14 protein-coding genes are annotated in these 17,020 nt (G+C 53.9%); 9 read left to right on the plus strand and 5 right to left on the minus strand.

Features of this window, described 5'->3' with window-relative positions:
* Nucleotides 1-58 precede the first annotated feature (58 nt).
* From ACTH3S_RS03360 to ACTH3S_RS03380, 5 genes are all read left to right on the plus strand, one after another.
* Nucleotides 59-2,509: an acyl-CoA dehydrogenase gene (locus tag ACTH3S_RS03360; RefSeq protein ID WP_441807608.1), complete on the plus strand. Its 2,451-nt coding sequence runs from the start codon at nt 59-61 to the stop codon at nt 2,507-2,509.
* 17 nt (nt 2,510-2,526) lie between these two features.
* On the plus strand, nt 2,527-2,907 hold the full coding sequence (crcB, locus tag ACTH3S_RS03365; RefSeq protein WP_441807609.1) for a fluoride efflux transporter CrcB: 381 nt from the start codon (nt 2,527-2,529) through the stop codon (nt 2,905-2,907).
* Nucleotides 2,908-3,143: 236 nt separating this feature from the next.
* A complete protein-coding gene (locus tag ACTH3S_RS03370; protein ID WP_041340064.1) occupies nt 3,144-3,350 on the plus strand; it encodes a cold-shock protein in 207 nt (68 codons plus the stop codon).
* Between the two features lie 152 nt (nt 3,351-3,502).
* Nucleotides 3,503-4,078, plus strand: coding sequence for a glutathione S-transferase N-terminal domain-containing protein (locus ACTH3S_RS03375; protein ID WP_441807610.1), 576 nt, complete (start codon nt 3,503-3,505; stop codon nt 4,076-4,078).
* 260 nt (nt 4,079-4,338) lie between these two features.
* Complete coding sequence (locus ACTH3S_RS03380; protein ID WP_441807611.1) at nt 4,339-6,078, plus strand: alkaline phosphatase D family protein; 1,740 nt, start codon at nt 4,339-4,341, stop codon at nt 6,076-6,078.
* 27 nt (nt 6,079-6,105) lie between these two features.
* Here the strand turns inward: ACTH3S_RS03380 and ACTH3S_RS03385 are convergent, their stop codons facing one another.
* Nucleotides 6,106-8,508, minus strand: coding sequence for a xylulose 5-phosphate 3-epimerase (locus tag ACTH3S_RS03385; protein ID WP_441807612.1), 2,403 nt, complete (start codon nt 8,506-8,508; stop codon nt 6,106-6,108).
* Nucleotides 8,509-8,639: 131 nt separating this feature from the next.
* On the opposite strand from ACTH3S_RS03385, the gene ilvD reads away from it, so the two are divergent.
* The 3 genes from ilvD to ACTH3S_RS03400 are packed head-to-tail and all read left to right on the plus strand — an operon-like array spanning nt 8,640 to nt 11,802.
* Entirely contained in the window at nt 8,640-10,316 is a 1,677-nt protein-coding gene (gene ilvD / locus ACTH3S_RS03390; RefSeq protein WP_441807613.1) for a dihydroxy-acid dehydratase, read from the plus strand.
* A gap of 31 nt (nt 10,317-10,347) precedes the next feature.
* A complete protein-coding gene (pbpG, locus tag ACTH3S_RS03395; RefSeq protein WP_441807614.1) occupies nt 10,348-11,289 on the plus strand; it encodes a D-alanyl-D-alanine endopeptidase in 942 nt (313 codons plus the stop codon).
* A 33-nt stretch (nt 11,290-11,322) separates the two neighbouring features.
* Nucleotides 11,323-11,802: an asparaginase domain-containing protein gene (locus ACTH3S_RS03400; protein ID WP_441807615.1), complete on the plus strand. Its 480-nt coding sequence runs from the start codon at nt 11,323-11,325 to the stop codon at nt 11,800-11,802.
* Between the two features lie 12 nt (nt 11,803-11,814).
* On the opposite strand, the gene rsuA is transcribed toward ACTH3S_RS03400, so the two are convergent.
* The 4 genes from rsuA to ACTH3S_RS03420 form a co-directional block, all read right to left on the minus strand.
* Nucleotides 11,815-12,516: a 16S rRNA pseudouridine(516) synthase RsuA gene (gene rsuA, locus ACTH3S_RS03405; protein ID WP_441807616.1), complete on the minus strand. Its 702-nt coding sequence runs from the start codon at nt 12,514-12,516 to the stop codon at nt 11,815-11,817.
* Between the two features lie 4 nt (nt 12,517-12,520).
* Nucleotides 12,521-13,549, minus strand: a complete 1,029-nt coding sequence (locus ACTH3S_RS03410) for a metal-dependent hydrolase (protein ID WP_441807617.1) — start codon at nt 13,547-13,549, stop codon at nt 12,521-12,523.
* A gap of 192 nt (nt 13,550-13,741) precedes the next feature.
* Nucleotides 13,742-14,473 (minus strand): THxN family PEP-CTERM protein, encoded by a 732-nt coding sequence (locus tag ACTH3S_RS03415; protein ID WP_441807618.1) that lies wholly within the window; start codon nt 14,471-14,473, stop codon nt 13,742-13,744.
* A gap of 151 nt (nt 14,474-14,624) precedes the next feature.
* A complete protein-coding gene (locus ACTH3S_RS03420) occupies nt 14,625-15,875 on the minus strand; it encodes a lytic murein transglycosylase (protein ID WP_441807619.1) in 1,251 nt (416 codons plus the stop codon).
* 249 nt (nt 15,876-16,124) lie between these two features.
* Between ACTH3S_RS03420 and ACTH3S_RS03425 the strand changes: the two genes are divergently transcribed.
* Entirely contained in the window at nt 16,125-17,009 is an 885-nt protein-coding gene (locus ACTH3S_RS03425) for a response regulator (protein WP_441807620.1), read from the plus strand.
* The last annotated feature ends 11 nt before the right edge of the window (nt 17,010-17,020 follow it).

Genomic DNA, 17,020 nt, shown 5'->3' on the forward strand with positions numbered 1-17,020 from the left:
AACGTAATAATCTTAGTCTTTAGCTTTAGTCTTTAACTATGGATGACAGAGAGAACTTATGATGACTTTCATTCTGTTTGTAGTGGCGCTGGTGGGCTTGTTGGTAGTCATGCGTCGCGAGGCCGGTGCTAAATCGGCTATAGGTGTAATGGTTGTGGTTGGCGTTTTGTCGATGCTCTTCGCATCTGGATGGCTGGCTCTGATTCTCTTTGTCGGCGCGGCCGTTACTGCCGTCGCTGGGTTGCCAGCTTTTCGCCAAAGCTGGCTGACGCCGCGCATTTTTGCCATGTTTAAAAAGGTTGCCCCGAAGGTGTCAGAGACCGAAAAGGTTGCCCTCGAAGCCGGCACCGTAGGTTGGGACGGCGAGCTGTTTACCGGGCAGCCAGATTGGCACAACCTGCTGATTAACCGCCACACTGGGTTAAGCGACGAAGAGCAGGCTTTTGTAGATGGCCAGTGTGTTCAGGCTATCTCCATGTGTGATGCTTGGGATATTGCCGTAGAGCGGGCCGACCTTCCAAAAGAGCTTTGGGATTTCCTCAAGAAAGAGAAGTTCTTCGGGATGATTATCCCCAAAGAGTACGGCGGTCTGGGGTTCTCTGCCAAGGCGCAGACGGCGGTATTGCAGAAAATTGCCGCCAATGAAATGCTGATGGTTTCCGTTGGCGTGCCTAACTCTCTTGGGCCTGGTGAGTTATTGCTTAAGTACGGCACTGACGAACAGAAAAACCATTACCTACCGCGCCTAGCCGATGGCCGGGAAATTCCTTGCTTTGGCCTGACGGGTCCCCGTGCGGGTTCAGATGCTACATCACTGCCGGATGCCGGCATCGTGTGTAAGCGGGAAATAGACGGCAAGGAAGTGATCGGTATTAAACTGGATTTTGAAAAGCGTTGGATTACGCTTGCGCCCATAGCGACGGTTGTTGGCCTGGCGTTCCGCATGTTCGACCCTGACGGCCTAGTTGGCGATACGAAAGATTACGGCATTACCTGTGCGCTGATACCCCGTGACACGGAAGGCATGGAAATTGGTCGCCGCCACTGCCCTATAGGCAGTCCTTTCCTGAATGGCCCAATTATTGGTAAAGACGTCTTCATACCACTGGATTACATTATTGGTGGCATGGAAATGGCCGGCCAAGGCTGGCGCATGTTGGTTGAGTGCCTCTCTGTAGGGCGCTGCATCACCTTGCCTTCGGGTGCTGCCGGTGGCGCCGCCGCCGCTGTTGGTACAGCGGGTGGGTTTACCCGAATCCGTCGCCAGTTCAATAGCCCAGTGGCAGACATGGAAGGCGTGCAAGAGCCTTTGGCTCGCATTGCTGCGAAAACCTACATTGCTCAGTCGGCCGTTAACCACACAGCCAACATGATTGATAAAGGCGAAAAGCCAGCTGTGCCTTCGGCGATACTCAAGTACCACCTGACTGAATTCCAGCGCGAGATCCTAACGGATGCCATGGATGTTCACGGTGGTAAAACGGTCACACTTGGTCCCCGCAACTACCTGGGTATTGGTTACAGCGGCGCAGCGGTATCGATTACGGTGGAAGGCGCAAACATCATGACTCGCAGCCTGATGATCTTCGGGCAAGGGGCTATTCGTTGTCATCCGTACGTGCTCAAAGAGCTGGCGGCCAAGGATAACGATGATATCAATGCGTTCGATGATGCCTTCTTTAGCCATGCTGGCCTGATTTTCGGCAACGCTGCCCGGGCCTTTACTCAGGCGCTTAGCCTTGGCCGTGCGGATGTTCCGTTCGACAGTGCTAGCCGTAGATACGCTCAGGCGGTTTCCCGCTTTAGTGCGGCCTTTGGTTTGTGCTCGGATGCAGCCATGACAACGCTTGGCAGCGAGCTAAAAATGCGCGAGCTGATTTCTGCGCGCCTTGGCGACATGCTGTCTAACCTGTACCTGGCCTCCATGGTTCTTAAAAACTGGCACGAAACCCAGCCGGTGGAAGGCGAAAAAGAAGTGATGCAGTACAGTCTTGGCTTGCTGTTACATCGCACTGAAGAAGCGCTGGATGGGTTTCTTCGAAATCTTCCTGACCGTGCAGTGGCGGTGGTTCTGCGAGGGATTACATTGCCTCTGGGTCGCCGTTGGGGTAACCCCCATGACGATCAGGCCCGTAAGCTGGCTCGGTTTATCTCTACCGATACCCCTATCCGTCACAAGCTACTTGCCAGCACCTGGACAACCGAAGGTGAAGGTTCGGTTGAGAACCCGGTGGCAACGTACAATAGTTTGCTGAAAGACTACGACAAAGCCGAACAGCTGTATCGTAAAGCCGGCAAGGCCTACGCCAAAGGTGAGCTGCCCATGACGGCCCTGCATCCGGAACAGCGCTTTGAAGCGGCACTGGAGGCAGGCGTCTATACCAAGGAAGAAGCCGATTTTATGGCTGAGTATGAAGCGGTTGTTCTGGAAATGCTTACAGTGGATGATTTCCCATTTGATGAGTTTGCCCGCAACAAGGACACCGTGATTGATCACAACCCGGCTTAATAGAGCGAGAGACCGCTATGTGGTTATCGTTCGCTGCCGTTAGCGTTGGCGCCGTTGTTGGCGCCAACCTGCGTTGGCTTTTGGGCTTGTGGTTGAACACCAGCTACCACTCCATTCCTTATGGAACTCTTGCTGCGAACCTCAGTGGGGGGTGGCTGATCGGGCTGTTGATCGGTTATTTCAGCCACGCCAGTGCGCTTGCGCCTGAGTGGCGCCTGTTTGCTATAACTGGCCTGTGTGGCGCACTAACGACATTTTCGACGTTTTCCCTGGAAATGTTCGCAGCAATTCAGGATGGTAAATGGCCGATGGCAGTAACCGGTATTCTGCTCCACGTGATTGGTTCTATTTTGATGACTGCGCTGGGTATTTATACCTTTGGCCTGGTGAAAGGCTGATGGGTATTACTACCTACGTGAATTATTCCAAATCTACTTGGCAAGCCTGCAATTCCAGAGTAGAGTTATCTTCGTAGGAAAGAATCAGTTAAGCATTTCATGAATAAGACGTACTCCGCAGTTAGTAGTGACCGTCCTGTTTTTGATTCCGCGAGTTCTGTATTTCCATAAAACGCTGACCGGACGCATTCAGTGAATGGCAGCAGATAATATGATTGATTTCAGGAAGTTTAAGTATGTCTACTACTACCGGTACTGTTAAGTTCTTCAACGAAGCAAAAGGCTTTGGCTTTATCACTCGTGAAGGCGGCCCGGACGTTTTTGTTCACTACAGCGCTATTCAGGGCAGCGGTTTCAAAACTCTGGCAGAAGGTCAGCAAGTTGAGTTTACCGTTACTCAGGGCCAAAAAGGCCCACAGGCGGAGAACGTTACTGCTCTCTAATCCCATTCGGATAGAGCAATAACCGCCAAAAAGGCAGCTTCGGCTGCCTTTTTTTGTTGTAAAAGCCCTGTTATTTTCCTGTGCTGGCGCGTTGATGTGGTACATTTTCAGTCAGACACAGAGTATTAGTGGGTTATACAACCGGAGAGTTTATGAAGCTGATTGGATCAACTACCTCGCCCTATGTTCGGCGAATTCGCATTCTTCTGGACGAAGAGCGCTACGAATTTGTAAACCTTGATATTTACGGCGAAGACCGTGACGAAATCAGGCGTAGCAATCCGGCGCTAAAAATTCCTGTGCTGGAAAGCGATGGTCAGGAGATCTACGATTCTCGGATCATTTCCCGTTATATCAGCTCCAAGCAAGGCCGGGATCCTCTCACTTGGGATCAGCAAAACCAGCTTACTCTTATAGATGGTGCCAACGATTCGGCGGTCACCTTGCTGCTAGCCAAGCGTTCCGGCCTGGATGTAGATGCTTCGGGCGTGTTGTTTTTTGACTTGCAGCGTGAACGCATTATGACCACCTTGCGTTCTCTCGCTGCTCAAGTTGAAGACGGCCAGTTTGAAGAGTGGAACTATCCGGCGATGTGCCTCTATTGCCTAGTGGACTGGCTGGATTTCCGCGACCTTGTGGATTTCTCCGGCATAGAAAGTCTGGTCGCCTTCCGGGATAGTCGGCAAGCTACCCCTTGGGTTGCCGAAACGGACCCACGACAGTCTTAAGCCTGTTACTCCAGAAGGCGCCCAGTCCAGTGGGCGCCTTGATACCTCGACTACCTTCTTCACTTCCTCCCGCTAGCATTGTCCGTTTCGCAAAGGCTCCGATTTCCGCTCACGTGTCGTAATTGGATATTGTGTTGTCGCAATTGGGCAATGCGTTATTTGCCCAAGCGGACTAGGTTCTAGGTTGGCGTCCTGAAGGCGCGCTGTGACGTTTCGGGCATAGGGTGCCCGACACTAAGAATCCAGAGGAAGGCATAATAATGACAAGACTGACGAGACGGGATTTCCTGAAGGCGTCCGCTATGGGCATGGGTGCGGTGGTTGTCTCGACCGGCCTGGCCGGCTGTGTATTTGATAGTGACGACAAGCGTTCTACGGAGTTCACTCATGGTGTTGCCAGTGGTGATCCACTGGCAGACGGGGTGGTTCTATGGACTCGGGTGGTGCCAGATAAGGATTTTGAAAAAGCCGTAAGCGTGGCCTGGGAAGTAGCCACAGACAAAGACTTTGAAACCTTGGTTCACTCCGGCACCGCAGAGGCAAGAAATGTCCATGACTTTACCGTTAAAGTGGACGTTCGCGGGCTCTCCGCTGGCCAGACGTATTACTATCGTTTTCATAGCTCAGACAGCCAGTCTCCCGCTGGCACCACACTAACGCTGCCTGAGGGCGCGATTGATTCGGTTCGGTTAGGGGTGGTGTCCTGTGCCAACTATCCCGCTGGCTATTTCAATGTGTACCGCGAAATCAGCAAACGTGATGATCTGGATGTGGTTGTGCATTTGGGAGATTACATCTACGAGTACAGCAGTGAAGCCGAAAGTTATGCGGCGGCCGATGCCGCCGAACTGGGTCGTGCCTTCCCTGAGGATAACAACCTTGAACTGATCAGGTTGAAGGATTATCGGCGCCGTTACGGTATTTACCGGGATGATAAAGACCTTCAGACCCTGCACAAAAAAATGCCATTTATCGTGGTCTGGGATGACCATGAGGTGGCTAACGACGCTTGGGAAAACGGTGCTGAAAATCACAATGACGGTGAAGGCGATTACGGTACCCGCAAGCTTGAGGCTCTGCAGGCATACTTTGAATGGATGCCGATTCGGCCTGTCATTGAAGGCAATGATGAAGCGATTTTCCGCACGTTCCGATTTGGAAATCTGGTGGATTTGCACATGCTGGATACTCGCCACATGGGCCGCGACGAGCCATTGGATTATCTCAATTACTTTACATCAGCTGGGCTTGATGAGGCTCGGTTCACTGCGGATGTAGGGAGCAAAAACCGGACCTTGCTTGGCGCCGAGCAGTTGCTTTGGTTGCAGTCATCGCTAGGCTATTCCACCGCCACTTGGCAAGTGCTGGGGCAGCAAATTTTGATGGGCCGGATGAACCTGCCGGCGGAACTGTTGGTTAAAATCGCGACGGAGGACTTTGAAGGGCTGCCCCAGATGCTTGGGGAGCTCGCGCAGATTAAAGGTCGGCAGCTGGCGGGGGATACTTCCCTTACGCCTGAAGAGTCCGCGAGGATAAACACCGTTGCCCCTTACAACCTTGATGCCTGGGATGGCTACCAGTATGAGCGTGAAGTGGTATTGGGTACGGCAAAGCAATTGAACAAAAACCTTGTGGTGTTGGCTGGCGATACCCATAACGCCTGGGCCAATAACTTGAAGGATATAGACGGCGACCAGATTGGTGTGGAGTTCGCGACGGCTTCGGTGTCGTCCCCTGGGTTAGAAGAGTACCTAGAGCTGGAGGAGGAGCAAATTGCTGGGGCCGAGCAGGGTATTGGTTTATTGGCAGATGACCTAGATTACCTGAACATGAATCAGCGCGGTTATATGGTGGTGACATTCACCGCGGAGGAAGCTCGTGCCGATTGGTACTTTGTTGACACCATCAAATCTCGCGAATATGCCATAGATACGGCCCGCAGTGCGAGCCGTAGTGTTCGGCCTGGTGTGGGTAACCGGTCTCTGGAAATGTCCACCTGAGGCCGGGCAAAGCCCGCCTTCAAACTGTTAGGGGAGGCCGCGCGTGATTAACGAAGGGTCGCCGCGCCCTTCCACCGCTGCCAATTCGGCACTGCTCAGCCACTCCCCGGGCGGCTTGTCCAGAACTCTAGCGCAGGCGGCTAGGGCGTGGCCCCAGGAGCATCCGTTGGCAAAGAGCATGCCGGCCTCGTTTAGTGTGCCGCCCTGGTTGGTATAGCCTAGCACTGCACTATGGCTGGGATCCGGGAATAGTGCGTGCATGTGCCCACGGAACACTTCAGGGCGCATGTGGGTTAGCGCAACTCTTCGGTGTAACCGATTCGGGAACAGCTGTTCCCGTGCAAGCTCCGATACACAGCTCTGTGCTTCTAGAATATCCCTTGGCTCCCGGAAGCGTCTTGGTTCCTGAACATACACTAAGCGAAATGACGCGCCGGTGTCGCGCAGACGTTCACAAGCGCGAATGGCTTCCGATAACTGGTAGGCGCCGTTTGCGATCAGTAGCACGGGCTCCTGTCCCCCGGAAGTGTCTTCGTCCACTACCAAAGCGCCGGTACGAGCAAGGGTTTCTGCTTCGCGGCTATCGAAAACACAAGGCCGATCCCGTTTGGGAATTACCATGCAACTAATGGTTCCCCGCTCATTGAAGACTGAGGGAAGAACTGCAAGGGTGCTGTTGTAATCGGCAGGGAAAATAACCCGAGACACGTCGTTCATTTCACCCAGCAGGTTTTCACAGAACGTGGTGTCTTGATGAGATTGTTCATTCTTGCCGTTTTCCCAGGTGTGGGAGGTGGCGATAATCGGCAAACCAAGCCAGCGGGCAGGGCGGCCAACCGTTTTCTGGTGCCGCGCGAAAATAAGTTCCTGTCGGATTGCGCCGAGCATTTTCACGCAAAAGGCTTCGTAGCTCGCAACTAGGTTAATCCCTGCCTTGTTCGCCAGGCAGGCAGACACTACCGCCTCTTCGTTTAATACTGTGATGATCTGCCCGTGTACCGACTCAGATGGGCTTTCCGGGTCATTTACCCTATGTTTAAGATCTTCCAAGACGCCCTTCAGGCGGTTGCTGGCAAGTTCGTCTGGGTTGCCGACCCTGGGTCTTAGGTTCGGATTCTGCGTAACCAGTGCCCGGAAAAAATCGTCCACCGCCAGCATCGGCGAAATCCGGTCGTGGCGGCTAGGAATAGTTGGAATGTCGAGGTCTGGTGGATTACGCATAGCCAGTGGGTGATCCCGCTCCAAAGGTCGGCCCTGCTGGTCGTGCTCTTTCAATCGCAGTGTGCTTTGTGCCAGTTCATTCGGCGCTACCCACAGAAAAGAGGCGTGTTCCTGAAATAGCTCCCGGGCATGGATATCCAAGCGGGGGTTATCTGGTAGCGGAAGGTTGTGAGCAGGGTTAAGGCCCGCACCGTAGAAACCAAAGCCTTTTACGGTTTCGGCAATACCGTAAGGAATACGAACCGGATAGTTCAGCTCGCCCGTGAGTGCACGATCGCCGCGATCCTTCAGGGAATGCTCCATTTCTGCCAGGGCGCAGACAAACGCAGCTGGGTCGCGGCCATCAAAGCGGAACGGCTCAAAGCCCCTGGCAGCGAGGTGTGTCTCAAATCGCTCAAGCCCTTCGCGGGTGCCCAGCTCAGTGCGCTGTTCAATGCGGCGACCGTTGGCAATCATAATAGGGGTCACCAGGCCGCAGTCCTTCGCCCGCCACCAGCGGGGTATCCAATCACTGCCTCGTTGCTCTTCTGCCGCACCATCGGAAAGAAAAGCCACCAATGACTCCCCAGGTAGCGGCATGTGTGCGTACTGAAGCTCTGCAAAGCCTAGATAGCCACCCTCCATAATGCCGCCTGCGGTATAAGGGTTCACGTGGCTACCTAGAGGTGCCGCGGTGCTGCCGTCGGGTTTTTGCTGATAGCTATAGAAATCCGCTACCATTCGTGACAGCCCGTCTGTTCCAGTGTAGCGTTCGCGCTGTTCTGGGTGCAGGTTGCCGGTGAGTACGTTCAGCGCATCTATGGCGGCCACGCAATGTCCTTGGCCCATCAACCAGCTTCGTGTTTGTCCGGTCAGGTTATTGAGAGCGAGATAGGCCGCGTAAGCCGGCACCATATTCAGCGCTCCGCCGGTGTGGCCCTCGGGGCTGGATTTGAAATCCCGCGCGGCCAGTGGGGCGCCGGTGCTGTCAACTCGGTTGGCGTAGGTCATGTGCACAACCAGCCAGAGGCCAGCGCTGGTTAGCCGGTCGAGATCTGCCAGCTTGCGATACACCGTTGCAATATCCGGTTGATGGCCGGCAGCAACAAGTCGGGAGGCGAGGTTTTGCACGCGATCACAGGTGGTTTCAGTATGCTGAATCACACCATAGCCCTGTCGCCAGAGCTTGTACTCGGGGTAAGCCGCTGATGGCGGAATGGGTGATGACATAGTGTGCCTCTACGGCTTGGTTGTTTTGAAATGATTGTAAGACACAGTAACACCATACGGTTTGATGCAGGTCAGTCTGGTAGGCTTCTGACAACAACTGTGGTTTGTGAACGCTTTATAAGGAGAGACTGATGAGTGATGACAAGCGCCGCCGTTATTCTGCCCCCGTGGTAGATGGCATAGGCAAGTCCGCCAGCCGTGCCATGCTTCGGGCCGTTGGCTTTACTGATGAAGATTTTCGCAAGCCGCAGGTTGGTATCGCTTCCACCTGGAGCAATCTAACGCCCTGCAACATGCACATTCATGAGCTGGCAGAAGCCTCCTCGGCGGGTGCCGATGCGGCCGGCGGCAAATCACTGATCTTCAACACCATCACCGTTTCTGACGGCATTGCCAACGGTACCCTCGGCATGAAGTACTCTCTGGTTTCCCGAGAAGTTATCGCGGACTCCATTGAAACCGTAGCGGGTTGTGAAGGCTTTGACGGGGTGGTTGCCATCGGCGGTTGTGACAAGAACATGCCCGGCTGCTTGATGGGCCTGGCCCGGCTGAACCGGCCATCGGTATTTGTGTATGGCGGCACGATTCTGCCAGGTGAAAACCACACAGACATTGTTTCGGTATTCGAGGCAGTGGGCGCCCATGCCCGAGGCGATCTCGACCTTATCGAAGTAAAACAGATTGAGGAAACGGCGATCCCCGGCCCGGGATCCTGTGGTGGCATGTACACCGCTAACACCATGGCGTCTGCAATTGAAGCTATGGGTATGAGCCTACCCGGAAGCTCAGCGCAGAACGCGGTTTCTAACAACAAGATGGATGACTGCAGTGCTGCTGGTGCGGCGGTTATGAATCTTCTCGAAAAAGACATCAAGCCTTCGGATATCATGACCCGCGAAGCGTTTGAAAATGCCATTACAGTTGTGATTGCGCTCGGTGGTTCAACCAATGCGGTTCTGCACCTGCTGGCGATGGCCAGCACGGTTGACGTTGAACTAAGCCTTGAGGACTTTGTGGAGATTGGAAAGCGCGTGCCGGTGCTGGCGGATCTGCGCCCAAGCGGGCATTACATGATGTCAGAGCTGGTGGCGATCGGGGGCATTCAGCCACTGATGAAAATGCTGCTGGAGCGTGGGCTTTTGCACGGTAACTGTCTGACGGTAACCGGACATACGCTGGCTGAAAACCTGGCGTCTGTTGCACCTTATCCGGAGGCTCAGGACATCATTCACGCGTTTGATAACCCTGTTAAAGCAGATAGTCATTTGCGTATTCTTTACGGCAATCTGGCCCCTGAGGGCTCGGTGGCCAAGATAACCGGCAAGGAAGGTACTCACTTTTCTGGTCGCGCACGAGTATTCCATTCGGAAGAGGAAGCTCAGGACCGGATTATGGACGGCACAGTCGTTGCTGGTGATGTGCTGGTTATCCGCTATGAAGGCCCTAAAGGTGGCCCGGGTATGCGTGAAATGCTGACACCTACCTCGGCAATTATGGGCAAAGGCCTGGGCAACGATGTGGCGCTGATTACTGACGGGCGTTTTTCCGGCGGTAGCCACGGATTTGTGGTTGGGCACATTGCCCCGGAAGCCGCAGAAGGCGGCCCTCTTGCGCTGGTTGAAGATGGCGATACAATTACTATCGATGCCGTTGCCAACAGTATGGAATTGGATGTCACTGCAGAAGAATTGGAGCGTCGCCGGAAGGCTTGGGTTGCTCCCCCGCCGCGCTTTACCCGAGGTGTGCTGGCAAAATATGCCCGCACTGTAAGTTCTGCCTCCACCGGCGCGGTTACTGACCTGCCGTAGAGATTCGTTACCGCAAAAATAGAGTTTATACATGCACAGAACGAACATAGCGCGAATGATGTTGTGGCTGGTGCTTTGCCTGCCGCTGGCGGCAGTGCACGCGCATCAGAAAAGCGCTAATAATGCGGATGCACCGGGCCCGAACCTGGCATCCGTTAACGCAGCGGTAGCCGTGGCTGGCAGTAGTGATTTGGTGTTTGCTAAAAACGCTGATCGTTCTGTACCTATCGCGTCCGTTACCAAGGTAATGACGGCACTGGTGGTGCTTGACTCTGGTGCACCGTTGAATGAGTGGCTGGTATTCCAGAAACGCCATACGCCCGCAGCGGCCAATGCATACACACGTATACGCGTTGGTTCGCAGATGCGCCGTTCTGATGTGCTGCGTATTGCGTTGATGTCGTCAGAGAACTTTGCCGCCTACACGCTGGCTCGCAGCCACCCGGAAGGATTCGACGGTTTTGTGGAGGCTATGAACGCCAAGGCGAAAGAGCTTGGAATGATCGGCACTCGGTTTGTGGATCCCACAGGCTTGTCGGTGGAGAATCTCTCAACCGCTGGCGACTTGGTACGGCTGGTGAATGCTGCGTCGAAGTACCCGGAAATTCGCGAGTACTCTACAACTGATTACTTTCGTGGACAGTTCCGTCAGCCCCGTTACAGCTTGTCGTTCGGAAACACCAACTCACTGGTGCACCGTGAAAGCTGGGGTGTGGGGCTGAGTAAAACCGGCTATTTGTCGGACGCGGGACGTTGCTTGGTTATGGTTTCCAAGATGAACGGCAAGCGGGTGGTAACGGTGCTTCTGGACTCTTTGGGCACTCGTTCGCCCATGGGAGATGCCGGTCGCATTAAGCGTTGGCTGGATACTGGCGCCACTGGGCAGGTGGCGAAAGCGGCGCGGCAATACGCGCAGGACAAGAACGCGGCATATAACGCCATGGCTCATAGCACCACGGCCGCTTTGAAATGAACGTGCGCGCAAGCTGAACAGGGCAGGGCTCTCATGATCCAGATCTTTACCACTGGCGGCACCATCGACAAGGTGTATTTCGACGCCAACAGCGAATTCGAAATCGGCGAGTCTCTGGTGCCGGAACTGCTGGCGGAATCCAATATCCACAAGGGATACCAGCTGCAGGGGCTGTTGCGTAAAGACAGTCTGGAGATGACCGATGAAGATCGTGTGCTGGTGCGTGAAGCTGTCACCGCCTGCGGCAGCAAACGCATACTGATCACCCATGGCACCGACACCATGGCGGAAACCGCCCAAGCGCTGTCGTCAATGAACGACAAAACCATTGTGCTTACAGGCGCTATGCAGCCAGCGCGGATGCGCCGCAGTGATTCGGTATTCAATATAGGTTTTGCTTGGGCGGCGGTGCAACTTTTGCCGCCTGGAGTCTATATTGCCATGAACGGGGAAGTGTTCGAGGCAGGTGCTGTGCGTAAAAACCTGAAAGCCCAGCGTTTCGAGCGCACCTGAGCTCCCTTCAGCTCAGCCTATTGAAGCGATTTCCTTCTCAGTCAGTTCCCGGTAATCGCCGGGCTCCAGTGCCGAGTCGAGAATAATGTCGCCAATGCGTTGTCTGTGTAACGCCTCCACGTGGTTTCCCGCCGCTGCCAGCATGCGCTTTACCTGGTGGTAGCGTCCTTCTGAAATTATTAATTCAATCAATTGCGGCTCCAGAACCTTTACCTGCGCAGGCTTTGTAGGCTTAGGATCCTGGTGAAGCATTACGCCTGTTTCCAGGGTGTTGATGGTTGAATCTAAAATAGGTGTGCTCAAATTCACCCGATAGGTTTTCGGACATTCTACTCTGGGAGACGTAACCCTGTGGGACCATTTGCCATCGGTTGTCAGCAGCAGTAAGCCAGTGGTATCGGCGTCTAGCCGCCCGGCGATATGAAGATTTCGGGCTACCTCTGTTAGCTCGGCCGGCAGAAGGTCTAATGCTGTTGGGTGCTCGCTGTCTTGGGTTGCGCTAACAATGCCTGCAGGCTTGTTGAGCATTATATAACGCTCTCCCTGCAAGGTTAGTTGTCCTCCTTCCAGCAGAACCTGAGCGCCGGCTGGGAGGTGTTTGCCGGTATCTTTCCAAACCTCACCGTTCACCTCAACCTTACTCGCATGTATAGCGCGCCTGGCTTCTTTGCGTGAAAGTGGTGAGCTGGTGGCAATAAACTGATCAAGACGCATGGTTTTAGCATTCCTCGCCGGGGGTCGGCGTTTTAAGACTGGCAAGGCACAGCACTGGAATGGCGCCAGTCGTGCGGGCCCATAGTAGCGGCAGTGCGCCGGTATTCATGGCTGGTCGTGGCGCTAGCTCGCCATTAGCGGGTGTAAGGGTACCATCTCGCTCATGGGCCAGCACAAAAGAAAAAGGATGCGCTCCAGGGATGCCCAAGCGAACGTCGGTTGCGGTGATTTCACCGCTGATGGTTTGGTAGTCAAGAAACCCCCGGGTAAACCATTCCAAGCGAGAGGTTTCGGGCAAGTGTGATACGGCGTTCGCTAGCTCAGGTTGGCGGGGGAAGTATTCAAGCGTTAGCGGTGCGTTGTCATCCAGAAAACCGGTAACGATTTCAACTCGTTTTTGGTCGGTGATGGCCGTGGCTCGCCAGAGAATCGTGTTGAAGGGCATAGGCTGCACCAGCAGTTCCCCGCCAGCGAAGCCGGCTTTTGCCAGGGCTGGTTGCACACGCTCCGTAATCATCTGTTGAGCTACCAAAGACCAGCCGAGATAGGCCGTGGATAGCAACAGGCCGGCCGTTATGGCGCGCAATGCGGGAGGGCGCAGTAGGAAGGCAGTGCAACCGGCGAGCAAGGGCAGGGTATAGAGTGGATCGATAATAAAAATGCTGCTAATGGCAAACGGCCGGCCAAGTGGCCAGAAAAGCTGGGTGCCGTAGGTAGTAAACGTGTCCAAAAGCGGATGTGTTATCAATACTAGAGCGGTTAGCGACAACCAACGTGGGAACCCCAGCTCTGGTTTCCAGCGCCAGAGTATAACGGCCAACAGCAGTGATAGGGCTGCAAGCACGAACAACGAATGGCTGAAACCGCGATGTTGGGTAAAGTTCGCGACCGCCGTTCCGTAATCAATCAGTACATCAAGATCGGGAAGCGTCGCCAATAGTGCGCCGATGAGAAGAACCGGCCGCCCGAGGGTTTTGCCCGCCAGAGCCCCCGCTATTGAGGCGCCAAGGGCAGCTTGGGTGATTGAGTCCATGAATTCCGTAAAAAGTAGAAAGTGGTGGTGGGTATTATGCGTGGAATGGGAGTTCAGATCACGGGAAGAAGGATGTGTTGAAAAAAACGGTGTTAAAAAAACTGACACCCGGGGCTTTATGAAAGCGCAGGGTGTCTGCTTTGTACGATGTGCACAACAGGACTATGGGGCTCCTGTAAATGCCTCAGCCAATTAAGCGGCTTTGCGGCGACGTGCCATGGTGAGACCGGCAAGGCCCACGCCGAGCAGAGCTAGGGTGCCGGGCTCTGGGACAGGTACGGCTGTCGCATTCAGCTTGGCGAACAGTTCGTAGTTGTTGATACTTCCTTCGGAAGTGCCCACTACGCTGGTGTCCTTGAGCCCAATCAACTCTAAGGAGTATTCAAAGCCACCGAGTATGAGGCTTGAGCTTGTGATGGATGCACCCGTTTGTGTAATCGTGTCGTCGACTGGGGCATTCTCCAAATCGTTGTAGAACCAGCAACCAAATAAGTAAAAGCCGCACTCCAAGTTTGTGCCGTTGTCGATTGTTTCATCGTGAGCAAACTGGAATGTACCGTCCTGCGCGCCAGTATCGCCAAAGCCTGAAAGGCCAAGAGTGATGGCAAGGTCCGTGGATGCCAGCGTGGAACTGCTGCCTGGAATTTGGTTGTTCGTGTGAATTAGTTCGCCCAAACTAAAAGTCGTATCATCAGTTTTGTGAACAGGTACCCCTGGGTTGCTAACAAATTCGTAGCTGCTGTAGCTAGTATTGCCGCCCCAATAGATGAAGCTTGAGTTTTCGCCTCCAACAGTATTACCGTTTTCGTCTTGAGTGTTTTCGAATATCCCAGCGATAGACGTAACGTCAACCGGGAACGCTGCAACACTCATCGCAGCTGTCAAAAACAGCACACCGAAAAATCCTTTCGCCAATAACCTCATAGCACTTCTCCTGGCCTTCTGAGATGACATAATTAATTTTATGTCGCATTCTGATACTCATAAAGCCAGTTTTGTGCCAACTATAAAATCTTCTAAATAACAAAGGCTTGACATTCTTTGTTTTTTTCTTATGTAAATAAATCTGACAGTTTTAGGGGGTTGCTACCCCAAGCCCATCTAGCAATTCCTGCCCTGGATAACCATCGGCGATCAGTCCTTCATCGTGCTGATACTTCCGGATAGCGGAACGAGTTGCCGGCCCAGTAATACCGTCTGGCTTGCCAGCGTCGTATCCGCGTTCGTTAAGAGTGGTTTGAAGTTCAAGAACCGTGTCTCTTGAAAGAGATGGCGTGTCAACCGGTGGCGGATTCTGGAGCGTCTCGGCGCCGGCGATACGGTCGGCTAGGTGGCCCACCGCTATGGCGTAAAACTCAGAACGGTTCCAGCCCATGATTACTTTAAAGTTGTGGTAAGCCAGAAAGGCGGGCCCGCGATGGCCAGCCGGCACAATCAATGCAGCAGTGATATCTTCCCGGCCGAGGGGGTTGCCGAATGCGTCTGTGATGCCTAACTCACGCCATATACTCAGTTCCAGACGCCGGCCATCAGCTTGCGAGTAATCAAAATTCTCAGGTAAAAGAACCTCTCGGCCCCAACGATAATCTCCGTCCCAGTTCATAGACCGCAGAAAGCGGCCGGCAGACATCATGGCGTCTGGTAGGCTGTTCCATAGATCACGACGGCCATCTCCGTCGCCGTCTACGGCGTGCTCCAAAAATACCGTGGGCATGAACTGCACGTGGCCCATGGCACCGGCCCAGGAGCCCTCCATCTGATCTACGGAGATTGCGCCTTCATCAATAATGCGCAAGGCAGCAATCAGTTGTTGGGTAAAGAACGTGGTGCGACGGGCATCGCAGGCCAGAGTTGTTAGTGAGTCTGGCACCGACATTTTCCCAAAATAGCTGCCGAAGTTGGTTTCTAACCCCCAAAAAGCGACCAGATAGGGCGCGGGCACGCCGGTTGCCTCGGTAACCCGTTCCAGCAGCGCGCTGTGTTCTTTAAGCAGCTCGCGGCCTTTGTTCACTCTGTCGTCGTTCACCCGACGGTTCAGATAGTCTGCAAATGTGGTGGTGAATTCGGGCTGTTTACGGTCTAGCTCGATTACCCGGTCTATATGTTCGACCCCCGTCATGACATCTTGGGCCGTTTTAGCACTTACCCCGGCTGCAATGGCTTTTTCCTGCAGTTGCAGTTTGCACTCTTCGAAGCCATCGGGTGCTTTCGGCAGGGTGTCGCTCTCTGCCATGGCAGGTAGTGCAGACGTGGCCAAAAGGGCGGATACACAGAGATGACATGCCATATGCCGGGAGGGCAGAATCCTTGCAAGCTTGGTCAGCACGCGAAACCTCGATCAGGGTAAAAAAGTGGACGATATTAGGCCCATGGTAGCGTGTTTTCCCGTAGGTGGAACACTTTGCCGAGCCACTGGGGGTGACAGTTCTTTAACCTGTCTGTTCCCGTGTTTTGTATAACTGTGTTTCTATCGACGTTCGTGCTTGAAGTTTGTGGCTTTTTTGTAGCTTTCGGGTTTCCCGAGCGGGCCTTTGTTCTATAGTTGGGCCATACCTTTATAAGAGTTCGAAACAACATGGCGACGCTGAAAGCGCTGGTAGTTGATGACGCCAGTTTTGTAAGAGATCTGGTTAAGCGAACAATACGCCAGCGCTTCCCGGTTTTAGAAACCACGGATGCTCAGAACGGCCGCAGGGCACAGTCGCTTATGTCCCGGACGACTTTTGATCTGATTTTGTGTGACTGGGAAATGCCGGAAATGTCCGGCCTGGAGCTACTGCAATGGATGCGCCAACAGCCTCAGTACGCGAAAGTGCCTTTCATTATGATTACCAGTCGGGGTGATAAGGACCATGTGATTGAGGCCGTGAAGGAAGGTGTTTCTGAATATCTCGGTAAGCCTTTTAGCCCGGAAGGGCTGAGTAAAAAAATCATAAAAGTGATGGGGAGTACCCTGACCACTGCCATGGGCCAGAACGGTAAGTCCATGGCGGGGTCAGCCGATGCGTTCAAGGAGTCGGCAGCGTTGCTTACGCAAAAACGGGAGCCCACACCAACGGCCCCCGTGGCGGGCCAGCCTACCTCAGCACCGGCCCTCTCTGCGTCGCTGTCGGAGAGTCGGAAACCGGCTGTGGCCAGGGGTGGTGTGAGTCTTGCCTCGATACGCTTTGCACAGAGCACTTTGAAATCTGCAGTAAAGGATATCAATCTGACAGAAGTGCGAGTGATTGCAAAGCGGGATCAGGCGTTTCCCGGCATTCTGGATCAGGCGGTTGTTGATATAGAGACAGGCGAAGGGCAGATGGCACGGCTGAACGGTTATGTGCACCAGTTGCAGGCGGTAGACAAGCGTCAGGATACCGACTTTGTTAGCGTTACTATTCGGTTTGTGGATGAGGATCCGAAAAAGCTTGAGGATCTGTCTCGATTTGTTGCCCGTTTTCGGGCCGGAAAGCGTTAAATTCCTCTCAC

The organism is Marinobacter sp. (genome assembly GCF_052094685.1).
Lineage (GTDB): Bacteria > Pseudomonadota > Gammaproteobacteria > Pseudomonadales > Oleiphilaceae > Marinobacter.